This window comes from Pseudomonas sp. Z5-35 (assembly GCF_051131945.1).
GTDB classification, from domain to species: domain Bacteria; phylum Pseudomonadota; class Gammaproteobacteria; order Pseudomonadales; family Pseudomonadaceae; genus Aquipseudomonas; species Aquipseudomonas marvdashtae.
Genome location: NZ_CP071640.1, coordinates 3,637,340 through 3,650,054, shown reverse-complemented (window position 1 = coordinate 3,650,054; position 12,715 = coordinate 3,637,340). Strand labels below are relative to the sequence as shown.

The window sequence follows — 12,715 nt, the reverse complement described above, 5'->3', positions numbered from 1 at the left end:
AATCAACGCTGGCTGCGGCGTGAAACCGGCAGCAACTTGGCAATGGGTTCGGCGCGCGAGGTGTGCTGGCCGAAATCCGCGTTATAGGTGGCGATGATTTCGCCGGCGATGGAGATGGCAATTTCCACAGGCAACTTGCCTTTGACTTCGCCGATGCCCATCGGGCAACGCATGCGTTGCAGGGTGCTGCTGTCGAAGCCGCGGTCGCGCAGGCGATGCTCGAACTTGACCCGCTTGGTCTTCGAACCAATCAGGCCGAAGTAGGCGAAGTCGTTGCGCTTGAGGATCGCGGCGCTCAGTTCAAGGTCGAGCTGATGATTGTGGGTCATGACGATGCAGTAGCTGCCGGCGGGCAACTCGTCGACTTCATCCAGCGGCTCGTCGGTGACGATCTTGCGCACGCCGTGGGGCAGGTGCTCGGGGAACTCCGCTTGCCGTGAGTCGATCCAGCGCACCCGGCAAGGCAGGCTCGCCAGCAACGGTACCAGGGCGCGACCGACGTGGCCGGCGCCGAACACGGCGATCTGCGCCTGTACCTGGCCCATCGGTTCGAACAGCAGCACGGTGACGCCGCCGCAGCATTGGCCCAGGCTGGCACCGAGGCTGAAGCGCTGCAGATGGGTGTTTTGTTGCCCACTGGCAAGCATCTGCCTGGCGAGCTCCATGGCCTTGTATTCCAGATGCCCGCCGCCAATGGTGTCGAATGCCTGGTCGGCGCTGATGACCATCTTCGAACCAGCGTTGCGCGGCGTGGAGCCGAGCTCTTCGATGATCGTCACCAGCACGCAGGGTTCGCCGCGATCTTGCAGGTCCGCGAGGGCGCAGATCCAGTTGTACATGTTCACCTCGACTGATCAGACGATTTCGGCTTCAACTTTCTCAACGCTGGCAACCTTCAATCCGCGCATCTGCTCACACCCCCACAACACCCGCTCCGGTGTCGCCGGGGCGTCGATTTTCGGCTGATGCCTGTAGTCGCCCAGGCTCGCCACGGCGTCCTTGATGGCGCACCACGCGGCGATGCCGAGCATGAACGGCGGCTCGCCCACGGCTTTGGAGTGGAACACCGTGTCTTCAGGGTTCCTGCGGTTTTCCACCAACTTGACCCGCAGGTCCAGCGGCATGTCGGCCACCGCCGGGATCTTGTAGCTGGCCGGGCCATTGGTCATCAGCTTGCCCTTGTCGTTCCACACCAGCTCTTCCATGGTCAGCCAGCCCATGCCCTGGATGAAACCGCCTTCGACCTGGCCAATGTCGATGGCCGGGTTCAGCGAGGCGCCGACATCGTGGAGGATGTCGGTACGCAGCATCTTGTACTCGCCGGTGAGCGTATCGACGATTACCTCGGCACACGCCGCGCCATAGGCGTAATAGTAGAATGGCCGGCCACGGGCCTGGCTGCGGTCGTAGTAGATTTTCGGGGTCTTGTAGAAGCCGGTGCTCGACAGCGAGACCTGGGCGAAATACGCCTGCTGCACCAGCGCCTCGAAGCTCAGGATGTGATCGCGAACCCGCACATGGCCGTTGTGGAATTCGACATCTTCTTCGCTGACCTTGTACTGCCGCGCGGCGAACTCCACCAGGCGTTGCTTGATGGTTTCAGCAGCGTTTTGCGCGGCCTTGCCGTTCAGGTCGGCCCCGCTGGAGGCGGCGGTGGGCGAGGTGTTCGGCACTTTGTCGGTGTTGGTCGCGGTGATCTGCACGCGGTCCATTTCTACCTGGAACACCTGCGCCACGACTTGAGCGACCTTGGTGTTGAGCCCTTGGCCCATTTCCGTGCCGCCATGGTTCAGGTGGATGCTGCCGTCGGTGTAGACGTGAATCAGCGCCCCGGCCTGGTTTAGGAAGCTGGCGGTGAACGAGATACCGAACTTCACGGGCGTCAGCGCCAGGCCTTTTTTCAGGATCGGGCTGCCCGCGTTGTAGCGGCGGATCGCTTCGCGGCGCTCGGCGTACTGGCTGCTTTGCTCAAGCTCGGCGGTCATTTCCTCGAGCATGTTGTGCTCGACGGTCTGGTAGTAATGCGTGACGTTGCGCTCGGTCTTGCCGTAGTAGTTGGCCTTGCGCACGGCCAGCGGATCGAGCTCCAGATGCCGCGCAATCGCATCCATCACTTCTTCGATGGCCACCATGCCCTGCGGTCCGCCGAAACCCCGGTAGGCGGTGTTCGACGCGGTGTTGGTCTTGCAGCGATGACCATTGATGGTCGCATCGCCCAAGTAATAGGCGTTGTCGGCATGGAACATCGCCCGGTCGACAATCGACGCCGACAGGTCCGGCGAGCACCCGCAGTTGCCGGCCAGTTCCAGGGCGATGCCGTGCAGCCGTCCGTTGCTGTCGAAGCCGACGTCGTACTCGATATAGAACGGGTGGCGCTTGCCGGTCATCAGCATGTCTTCCACCCGGGGCAGGCGCATCTTGGTCGGCTGGCCGGTGAGGTGCGCGATGACGGCGCACAGGCACGCCGGGCTGGCGGCCTGGGTTTCCTTGCCGCCGAAGCCACCGCCCATGCGACGCATGTCCACCACGACTTTGTTCATCGATACACCGAGCACCTCGGCCACCAGTTTCTGTACTTCGGTGGGATTCTGGGTCGAGCAGTAGACGATCATCCCGCCGTCTTCAGTGGGCATTACCGAGGAGATCTGGGTTTCCAGGTAAAAGTGCTCCTGGCCGCCGATGTGCAGCGAGCCCTGGATGCGGTGCTCGGCGCTCGCCAGCGCGGTGGCCGAATCGCCGCGCTGGTGGGTATGGCTGTCCAGCACGAAGTGCCGTTTGCGCAGCGCCTCGACCACATCCAGCACGGGTTCGAGGTCTTCGTATTCAATGATCGCGGCCATGGCCGCCTTGCGTGCAGCCTCGAGGTCCTTGGCCGCGACCGCCAGTACCGGTTGCCCGACGAACTGCACATCATCAATCGCCAGCAACGGGTCACCGGGCAGCAGCGGGCCGATGTCCTTCAGGCCTGGAATGTCTGCATGGGTAATGGCGATGCGCACGCCCTCGAAGGCGTAGCAAGGCGTGGTGTCGATGCGGATGATCCGGGCGTGGGCGCGGTCCGACAGCCGGGCATACACGTGCAGCTGGTTGGGAAATTCCAGGCGATCATCGATGTACTGGGCTTCGCCGGACACGTGCTTGGTGGCGCTGTCATGCTTGACGCTGCGACCCACGCCGGTGGTGAGGTCACGGGCGAACAGTTCGGCCAGTTCGGCTTGGGTCTTCTCTACGGCGTGATGGTTAGACATAAGCGGTCACCCGAGTCTCGATGTGCGGCGTTTGCAGTTCGATGAAGTATTTGCGCAACAGGTTTTGCGCGCTGAGCAGGCGGTATTCCTTGCTGGCGCGGAAATCCGACAGCGGCGTGAAGTCCTCGGCCAGGGCAATGCAGGCGCGTTCGACGGTGCTGTTGGTCCAAGGCGCACCGGTCAGGACCGCTTCGCAATGTTTGGCGCGCTTGGGTGTGGCGGCCATGCCGCCAAAGGCGACGCGGGCGTCACGGACCACGCCGTTGTCGATGCGCAGGTTGAATGCCGCGCACACGGCTGAAATATCGTCGTCCAGGCGCTTGGAAACCTTGTAGGCGCGAAATGCCTGTTCGGCGCTGGCCCGCGGCACGATGATCTTCTCGATGAATTCGCTTTCCTGGCGGGCGGTGACCCGGTAATCGATGAAATAGTCCTCCAGGGCCAGGGTGCGGCGGACCTGGCCTTTGCAGAGCACGATCTGCGCCCCGAGCGCGATCAGCAGGGGCGGCGAGTCGCCGATGGGCGAGGCGTTGCCAATGTTGCCACCCAGGGTGCCCTGGTTGCGGATCTGCAACGAGGCGAAGCGTTGCAGCAGTTCGCCGAAGTCCGGGTATTCGGCGTTCAGCGCCTCATAGCAATCGGAGAGCGCGGTCGCGGCGCCGATCTCGAGGCGATCATCGAAATGCTCGATGCGCTTGAGCTCGGCGACGTTGCCGACATAGATCATCACCGGCAGGGGGCGGTGGAACTGGGTGACTTCCAACGCCAGGTCAGTGCCGCCGGCCAGCAGGCGCGCCTGGGGATAGGCGTCGTAGAGGTCGGCGAGGTCGGCCACGGTCAGCGGCACCAGGCAGCGCTTGTCGCCGCTATTGAGTTCGCCGGTTTGGGTCGGAGCGATGGCTTTGAGGCGCGAAATGGTCTCGGCCTCGCTGGCGTCGAACTGGTCTGGCTGTCTAGCGCGGCAGGCCTGGTCGGCGGCGGCCAGGATCGGCCGATAGCCCGTGCAGCGGCACAGATTGCCCGCGAGCGCTTCATGGGCTTTGTGGGCGTCGGGTTGCTCGCTGTTTTTCTGCAGGGCGAACAACGACATGACAAAGCCCGGCGTGCAGAAACCGCACTGCGAGCCGTGGCAATCGACCATCGCCTGTTGGACGCTGTGCAGTTGGCCCTTGTGCTTGAGATCCTCGACACTGATCAGTTGCTTGCCGTGCAGCGAGGAGACAAAGGTCAGGCATGAATTGAGGCTGCGGTAGCGAATGCGTTCGAGACCGCTTTGGTCCGTGTCCAATTCGCCCACTACCACCGTGCAGGCACCGCAGTCGCCGCTGGCGCAGCCTTCCTTGGTGCCGGATTTGCCGACGTGCTCTCGCAGATAGTTGAGCACGGTCAGGTTCGGGTCCAGGGCATGCTCGCTACGGAGTTCCTGGTTGAGTAAAAACTGGATCACGGAAGGCCTCGCAGATTCATTATTGTTGTATCGACGTGGACCGAATTTAGCAGGTCTGACTTTTCGGTCAATGATTTTCTGACTCAAAGGTCAGAAATCAGCTGCGGGTTACAAGCTACGAGCTGCAAGTCAAAAGCTTGAAGCTCAAAGCTTGAAGCTTGCAGCTGATTTTTTGCTTATATCGTGCCAAAAACCCGGTGCAGGCCCTGCGCCATGACGTATTGAGTGCGCTACACTGCGCCGCTTGTGCAAATCGAAGAGTTTGAAGGACAACCATGACGTTCAAGGCCCCGGACAGCCTCGCCGAGCAAATCGCCCACCACCTCGCCGAGCGGATCATTCGCGGCGAAATGAAGCCGGGGGAGCGCATCCAGGAACAGAAGGTCACGCTGGCGCTCAACGTCAGCCGCGGCTCGGTCCGCGAGGCGTTGCTGATTCTGGAGAGGCGTCATCTGATCGCCATCCTGCCGCGCCGTGGCGCCCACGTGACCGAACTCACCGAGCACAAAGTACGCAGCCTATGCGCGTTGATGAGCGAGCTGTACATCCTGCTCGGCAACGCCGTGGCCAATGGCTGGGAGGAACAGGCCGACATGGCGCCGTTCGTCGCGATCCAACAGCGCCTCCGGGAGGCTTTCGAGCGCCAGGACATTCGCACCTTCGTCGATGAAAGCTTCAGCGTGATGCGCGCCGCTTATCCATTCGCCAACAATCCGTATTTGCAGGAAACCGTCGAAAACCTGCAGCCGGCGATGAGCCGGGCTTATTTCCTCGCCCTTGAACAGCGCAAGGCGGAGATGAGCGAATTCCTCGACCTGTTCCAGCGCCTGCTCGCCGCCGTGCTGGCGCGTGATTTGCCGCAGATCCGCATCGTGCTGGCGGCCTACGCCCAGCGCAGTTGCGATCTGGTGGTTTCTGCCTTGACGGCGGCCTGACGTGCGACTCAAGTGCATCAAGCTGGCGGGGTTCAAGTCTTTCGTCGACCCGACCACGGTGAACTTCCCCAGCAACATGGCGGCGGTGGTCGGACCCAATGGTTGCGGCAAGTCGAACATCATCGACGCCGTGCGCTGGGTGATGGGCGAGAGCTCGGCCAAGAATTTGCGCGGCGAGTCGATGACCGACGTCATCTTCAACGGCTCCACCAGCCGTAAACCGGTGAGCCAGGCCAGTATCGAGCTGGTGTTCGATAACTCGGACGGCACCCTGATTGGCGAATACGCTGCCTACGCGGAGATCTCCATCCGCCGCAAAGTGACCCGCGACAGCCAGAACAGTTATTTCCTCAACGGCACCAAATGCCGTCGCCGCGATATCACCGACATCTTCCTCGGCACCGGTCTCGGGCCGCGCAGCTATTCGATCATCGAGCAGGGCATGATCTCCAAGCTGATCGAGGCCAAGCCGGAAGATTTGCGTAATTTCATCGAAGAAGCAGCCGGCATTTCCAAGTACAAGGAACGGCGTCGCGAGACCGAAAACCGTATCCGCCGTACCCATGAAAATCTGGCGCGCCTGACCGACTTGCGCGAAGAACTCGAGCGCCAGCTTGAACGTCTGCACCGTCAAGCCGAAGCCGCGAAGAAGTACCAGGAATACAAGGGCGAAGAGCGCCAGCTCAAGGCCCAGCTGTCGGCCCTGCGCTGGCAAGCGTTGAACGAACAGGTCGGCCAGCGCGAGGCGATCATCGGCAACCAGGAAGTCAGCTTCGAAGCGTTGGTGGCCGAACAGCGCAACGCCGATGCGGCCATCGAGCGCTTGCGCGACGGGCACCATGAACTCTCCGAGCGCTTCAATCTGGTGCAAGGGCGCTTCTATTCGGTGGGCGGCGACATCGCCCGGGTTGAACAGAGCATCCAGCATGGCCAGCAACGCCTGCGTCAGTTGCAGGACGATTTAAAGGAGGCCGAGCGCGCGCGCCTGGAAACCGAATCCCACCTCGGGCATGACCGCACCTTGTTGCTGACCCTGGGCGAGGAACTGGACCGGCTCACACCGGAGCAAGAAATCACCAGCGCCGCCGCCGAAGAAGCCGCCGCTGCCCTGGAGGAAGCCGAGCTGACCATGCACGGCTGGCAAGAGCAGTGGGACAGCTTCAACCTCACCTCCGCCGAACCACGGCGCCAGGCTGAAGTCCAGCAGTCACGCATCCAGCAGCTGGAAACCAGCATGGAGCGCCTGGCCGAACGGCAGCGCCGCCTGACTGAAGAACGGGCATTGCTCGCTGCTGACCCGGAAGACGCAGCGATTCTGGAGCTGGGCGAACAACTGGCCGCCAGCGAAGCCACCCTCGAGGATTTGCAAGCCAGCGAAGACGCCCAGGTCGAACGCCTTGAGCAACTGCGCCAGGCCTTGCAACTGGCGTTGCAGAACCAGCAGCAAGCCCAGGGCGAATTGCAGCGGCTCAACGGGCGCCTCGCCTCGCTTGAAGCCTTGCAGCAAGCCGCGCTCGACCCTGGCACCGGGACGGCCGAATGGCTGCGCGACCAGCACCTGGCCGAACGCCCGCGCTTGGCCGAAGGGCTGAAGGTCGACGCTGGCTGGGAGCTGGCGGTGGAAACCGTGTTGGGAGCCGACCTGCAAGCGGTGCTGGTGGATGATTTCGCTGGCTTCGATCTTTCCGGTTTTGCACAGGGTGATCTGCGCCTGCTCAGTCCGGCCGGCGACGGCGTCCGAGTGCCTGGCAGCCTGCTCGACAAAGTCGAGGCCCAGGTGGACCTGTCGCCCTGGCTGGGGCAGGTCAAGCCGGTGGACAGCCTTGAACAGGCGTTGGTCCTGCGCGGGCAACTGGCTCCCGGCGAAAGCCTGATCAGCCCTGACGGATATTGGGTGGGTCGGCATTTCCTCAGGGTGCGGCGGGCCGGCGAAGCCGAGAGCGGCATGCTCGCCCGCGGCCAGGAAATCCAGCAACTGGGCGCCGAGCGTGAAGAGCGCGAAGCCAGCGTCGAAGCCCTGGAAACCGAATTGCAGAACCTGCGCGCACAACAGCGTCAGCAGGAGAATGGCCGTGAACACTTGCGTCGGTTGTTGCAGGACGAAGCGCGCCAGCAAGGCGAGCTCAAGGCGCAGCTGTCCGCCGGCAAGGCCAAGGTCGAGCAATTGGCCCTGCGTCGCACCCGTCTCGATGAAGAAATCGCCGAGCTGGGCGAGCAACGGGCGTTGGAATATGAGCAGATCGGCGAAGCGCGATTGCAACTGCAAGACGCCCTCGATGCGATGGCGCTGGACACCGAGCAGCGTGAATTGCTGTTGGCCCAGCGCGACAGCCTGCGCGAGCGCCTCGATCGGGTGCGCCAGGAAGCGCGTCAGCACAAGGACCATGCCCATCAATTGGCGGTGCGTCTTGGCTCGCTGAGGGCGCAATACGATTCCACGCGCCAGGCCTTGGAACGCCTGGAAATGCAGTCCGAACGCCTGACGGAAAAACGCGAGCAGCTGAGCCTCAACCTGGAGGAGGGCGAGGCGCCGCTGGAAGAGCTGCGCCTCAAGCTCGAAGAGTTGCTCGACAAGCGCATGAGCGTCGACGAGGAACTCAAGACCGCGCAGATCGCCTTGGAGGATGCCGACCGCGAACTGCGCGATGCCGAGAAGCGCCGCAGCCAGGCCGAGCAGCAATCCCAGCTGATACGCGGCCAGATGGAACAGCAGCGCATGGAATGGCAAGCCCTGACCGTGCGCCGCAAGGCTTTGCAGGATCAGTTGCTGGAGGACGGCTACGACCTCAACGGCGTGCTCGCCACCTTGGTCGCGGGTGCCAACGAGAAAGACGCCGAGGAAGAGCTCGAGCGCATTGCCCAGCGCATCCAGCGCCTGGGCGCGATCAACCTGGCCGCCATCGACGAGTACCAGCAGCAGTCCGAGCGCAAGCGTTACCTGGACGCCCAGAACGATGATCTGGTGGAAGCGCTGGAGACGCTGGAGAACGTCATTCGCAAGATCGACAAGGAAACCCGCAATCGCTTCAAGGATACCTTTGATCAGATCAACGCTGGATTGCAGGCGCTTTTCCCAAAAGTATTCGGCGGCGGCAGCGCCTATTTGGAACTGACGGGCGAAGATCTACTCGATACTGGGGTGACAATCATGGCGCGTCCTCCTGGCAAGAAGAACAGCACCATCCATTTGCTCTCCGGTGGCGAAAAAGCCCTGACGGCCTTGGCCCTGGTATTTGCCATTTTCAAATTGAACCCAGCGCCGTTCTGCATGCTCGACGAAGTCGACGCACCGCTGGACGACGCCAACGTTGGCCGTTACGCGCGGTTGGTGAAGGAAATGTCCGAGACGGTGCAGTTCATCTATATCACCCACAACAAGATCGCCATGGAGATAGCCGATCAGTTGATGGGCGTGACCATGCATGAGCCGGGTTGTTCGCGGCTGGTGGCGGTGGATGTGGAAGAAGCCATGGCGATGGTGGACAGTTAGCTGCGAGCTTCAAGCGGCAAGCTGCAAGTGAGGCGGCTTGTGGCTTCCGGCTTGTAGCTTGTATCTGCAGGTCATGCTAGTTTAATGTCAATTTTTCGTATGCGTGGGCAAAACGCCATTCAGAACATAGAGTTGGCGCCACGTTTTAAAGCGGTTTGCAAATAGCTAAGCCCCTTATTTTTCAGCATTTTTATAGAGGCACGGGATTACATGGAAATCGGTCTGCGCGAGTGGCTGATCGTCATCGGCATCATAGTCATTGCCGGTATTCTTTTTGACGGCTGGCGTCGCATGCGCGGCGGCAAGGGGAAACTCAAGTTTCGCCTGGACCGCAGCCTGTCGAACCTGCCCGATGAGGATGATAGCGCCGAGCTGCTGGGCCCGCCCCGGGTGCTGGACACCCACAAGGAGCCGCAGTTGGACGAGCACGACCTGCCGTCGATGAGCGCGCCTGCGCGTGAGCCGAAGGAGTCGGGTTCCAAGCGTGGCAAGCGCAACAGCGAGCCGTCCCAGGGGGATTTGAACCTCAATCTCGACCTCGATGGCGGCCCGAGCTTCAGCAGCCGCGACGGCGACTTCCCGGACGAGAGCAAGCCATCGAGCAGCGACAAGGAACAGGCCCAGGCCGAAGAAGTGCTGGTGATCAGCGTGATCTGCCGCGATCCGGCCGGCTTCAAGGGCCCGGCACTGCTGCAGAACATTCTGGAAAGTGGCCTGCGTTTCGGCGAGATGGATATTTTCCACCGTCACGAAAGCATGGCCGGCAATGGCGAGGTGCTGTTCTCCATGGCCAACGCCGTCAAGCCTGGCGTCTTCGACCTGGACGACATCGACCATTTCAGCACCCCTGCGGTGAGCTTCTTCCTGGGGCTGCCAGGTCCGCGCCATCCCAAGCAGGCTTTTGACGTAATGGTGGCCGCGGCTCGCAAGCTGTCCCAGGAGCTCAACGGCGAACTGAAGGATGACCAGCGCAGCGTGCTGACCGCCCAGACCATCGAGCATTACCGCCAGCGCATCGTTGAATTCGAGCGCCGGGCGCTGACCCAAAAGCGCTGAAGTCGCCAGAGTCGTTGTGGCTAAGGCTTTTTGTGGCGAGGGAGCTTGCTCCCGCTGGGCCGGGCTGGCGCTCCAGGCGAAGCCCTCCCAAAAAAGTCTTGAAAAAATGAGCAGCCTCGGCTGCTCTTTTGCTTTATGAGAGAACACCATGAACGCCGTCGAAACCCGTATTCAACAGCTGCGTACCGAGCTGGACCAGCATAACTATCGCTACCACGTCCTCGATGAACCCAGCATCCCGGACGCCGAGTACGACCGACTGTTCCACGAGCTCAAGGCCTTGGAGGAGCAGCACCCGGAGCTTGTAACCAGCGACTCTCCCACCCAGCGGGTCGGCAGTGTGGCGCTCTCGGCGTTCAGTCAGGTGCGCCATGAAATACCAATGCTGAGCCTGGGCAACGCCTTCGACGAAACCACCATGCGCGAATTCGACCGGCGGGTAACCGAAGGCCTCGACCTGCCCATGGGCGATCTGCTGGGCGGTGGCGCGGCGGTGGAATATAGCTGCGAGCCGAAGCTCGATGGCCTGGCGGTCAGCCTGTTGTATCAGGACGGCATGCTGGTACGCGGGGCGACGCGTGGTGACGGGACAACGGGCGAGGACATCAGCGTCAACGTCCGCACCGTGCGTAATATTCCACTCAAGTTGCAGGGCACTGGCTGGCCGCCGGTGTTGGAAGTGCGTGGCGAGGTCTACATGTCCAAGGCCGGTTTCGAGCGGCTCAACGCCACGCAACTGGAGGCGGGCGGCAAGACCTTCGCCAATCCGCGCAACGCGGCGGCGGGCAGCCTGCGCCAGTTGGATTCCAAGATCACCGCCAACCGTCCCCTGGAGTTCTGTTGCTATGGCATCGGCCAGGTGTCCTCGGACATCGCCGACACCCACATCGGCAATCTCAAGCAACTGAAAGCCTGGGGCCTGCCCATCAGTCGCGAATTGAAGTTGGCCCACGGCATCGACGAATGCCTGGACTACTACCATGACATCGGCGAGCGGCGTAATGGGCTGCCCTACGAAATCGACGGCGTCGTGTTCAAGGTCAACAGCATCGCCTCGCAGCGCGAACTGGGTTTCCGCGCCCGGGAGCCGCGCTGGGCCATCGCCCATAAATTCCCCGCCAGCGAAGAACTCACCGAGTTGCTGGACGTGGAATTCCAAGTCGGTCGCACCGGCGCCGTCACGCCTGTGGCCCGGCTCAAGCCGGTCAAGGTCGCCGGCGTGACCGTGGCCAACGCCACGCTGCATAACATGGACGAAGTGGCGCGCCTGGGTCTGATGATCGGTGACACGGTGATCATCCGCCGCGCCGGCGACGTGATCCCGCAAGTGGTGCAAGTCGTCACCGAGCGCCGTCCGGACAACGCCCGTGCGGTGGAGGTGCCCAGGCAATGTCCGGTCTGCGGCTCTCACGTCGAGCGCACACAACTGATCAAGCGCAGCAAGGGCCGTGAGACCGTCAGCGAAGGCGCGGTGTATCGCTGCGTCGGTCGCCTGGCCTGTGGCGCGCAGCTCAAGCAGGCGATCATCCACTTTGTCTCGCGCCGGGCCATGGACATCGAGGGCCTGGGCGAAAAGAGTGTCGAGCAGTTGGTGGATGAAGGCTTGGTGGGCTCACCCGCCGACCTGTACGCGCTGACGTTCGAGCAAGTCGTCGACCTGGAAGGTTTCGCCGAGCTGTCGAGCAAGAACCTGCTGGCGGCCATCGTCGACAGCAAGAAGCCGAGTCTGGCGCGATTCATCTATGCGCTCGGCATACCGGACGTCGGCGAGGAAACCGCCAAGGTCCTGGCCCGCTCCCTCGGTTCGCTGGAGCGCGTGCAAGCCGCCTTGCCTCAAGTGCTCACGTACTTGCCGGACGTCGGCCTGGAAGTCGCCCACGAGATTCACAGTTTCTTTGAAGACTCGCACAATCGCCAGGTCATCAAGGACTTGCTGCGCCATGGGCTCGAGATCCAGGACCAGGGCGAGCTGGGCGCCGAGTTTTCCGCCAGCACCACCCTTGGCGGTTTCCTGGACAAGCTGCACATTCCTTCGGTAGGGCCGGGCGGTGCACAAAAACTCGCGGACAAGTTCGGCTCACTCGAAGCTGTCATGGACGCCGACTGGCTGGACATGCGCCAGGCACTGCCGGAAAAGCAGGCCAATGCTGTGCGCGAATTCTTCGCTATTGCCGCCAACCGCGAGCAGGCCATGGCCGCGGAGCAGCAGCTGCGGGACTTCGGCATGCACTGGCGGAGCGAGAAAAAAGTCGTCGAAGGCTTGCCCGAGGCCGGGCACACCTGGGTACTGACCGGTTCGCTGGAACTGATGAGTCGCGACGTTGCCAAGGACAAATTGGAAAGCCTGGGGGCCAAGGTGGCCGGTTCCGTCTCGGCGAAAACCCACTGCGTCGTGGCAGGGCCTGGGGCAGGCTCGAAGCTGACCAAGGCCAATGAGCTGGGGCTCAAGGTGCTCGATGAACAAGCGTTTGTCGATTTCCTGAGCAAGCATGGCATGACTGTTTGAGTGCGTTGGTTCACGGCGAGCGTTGTCTCGAAG

Annotated in this window: 7 protein-coding genes; 4 read left to right on the top strand and 3 right to left on the bottom strand. The window is 62.2% G+C overall.

The window, feature by feature from the left end:
- Positions 1 to 2: 2 nt before the first annotated feature.
- The 3 genes from xdhC to xdhA are packed head-to-tail and all read right to left on the bottom strand — an operon-like array spanning position 3 to position 4,695.
- Positions 3 to 839 carry a xanthine dehydrogenase accessory protein XdhC gene (gene xdhC / locus J3P95_RS16670; protein ID WP_434557870.1) on the bottom strand — a complete coding sequence of 279 codons (837 nt, stop codon included), beginning with the start codon at positions 837 to 839 and terminating at the stop codon, positions 3 to 5.
- 15 nt (positions 840 to 854) lie between these two features.
- Complete coding sequence (xdhB, locus tag J3P95_RS16665) at positions 855 to 3,248, bottom strand: xanthine dehydrogenase molybdopterin binding subunit (protein ID WP_434580453.1); 2,394 nt, start codon at positions 3,246 to 3,248, stop codon at positions 855 to 857.
- The gene (gene xdhA / locus J3P95_RS16660; RefSeq protein WP_434557868.1) at positions 3,241 to 4,695 is read right to left on the bottom strand and encodes a xanthine dehydrogenase small subunit; all 1,455 of its coding nucleotides are present in this window, start codon (positions 4,693 to 4,695) and stop codon (positions 3,241 to 3,243) included. Before xdhA ends, xdhB begins: the two co-directional genes overlap by 8 nt.
- A 275-nt stretch (positions 4,696 to 4,970) precedes the next feature.
- Here xdhA and J3P95_RS16655 point away from each other — a divergent pair, with 275 nt between their 5' ends.
- The 4 genes from J3P95_RS16655 (at position 4,971) to ligA (ending at position 12,682) form a co-directional block, all read left to right on the top strand.
- A complete protein-coding gene (locus J3P95_RS16655; protein ID WP_434557867.1) occupies positions 4,971 to 5,630 on the top strand; it encodes a GntR family transcriptional regulator in 660 nt (219 codons plus the stop codon).
- A 1-nt stretch (position 5,631) separates the two neighbouring features.
- Positions 5,632 to 9,120, top strand: coding sequence for a chromosome segregation protein SMC (gene smc, locus J3P95_RS16650; RefSeq protein WP_434580456.1), 3,489 nt, complete (start codon positions 5,632 to 5,634; stop codon positions 9,118 to 9,120).
- A 210-nt stretch (positions 9,121 to 9,330) separates the two neighbouring features.
- Positions 9,331 to 10,176, top strand: coding sequence for a cell division protein ZipA (gene zipA / locus J3P95_RS16645; RefSeq protein ID WP_186609866.1), 846 nt, complete (start codon positions 9,331 to 9,333; stop codon positions 10,174 to 10,176).
- A 148-nt stretch (positions 10,177 to 10,324) separates the two neighbouring features.
- Positions 10,325 to 12,682 carry an NAD-dependent DNA ligase LigA gene (ligA, locus tag J3P95_RS16640; protein WP_434580459.1) on the top strand — a complete coding sequence of 786 codons (2,358 nt, stop codon included), beginning with the start codon at positions 10,325 to 10,327 and terminating at the stop codon, positions 12,680 to 12,682.
- The last annotated feature ends 33 nt before the right edge of the window (positions 12,683 to 12,715 follow it).

Bases quoted from the DNA above. Each gene is read 5' to 3' on its own strand.
- zipA (WP_186609866.1), top strand. From the start codon at position 9,331: ATGGAAATCGGTCTGCGCGAGTGGCTGATCGTCATCGGCATCATAGTC.
- xdhB (WP_434580453.1), bottom strand. From the start codon at position 3,248: ATGTCTAACCATCACGCCGTAGAGAAGACCCAAGCCGAACTGGCCGAA.
- J3P95_RS16655 (WP_434557867.1), top strand. From the start codon at position 4,971: ATGACGTTCAAGGCCCCGGACAGCCTCGCCGAGCAAATCGCCCACCAC.
- xdhC (WP_434557870.1), bottom strand. From the start codon at position 839: ATGTACAACTGGATCTGCGCCCTCGCGGACCTGCAAGATCGCGGCGAA.
- ligA (WP_434580459.1), top strand. From the start codon at position 10,325: ATGAACGCCGTCGAAACCCGTATTCAACAGCTGCGTACCGAGCTGGAC.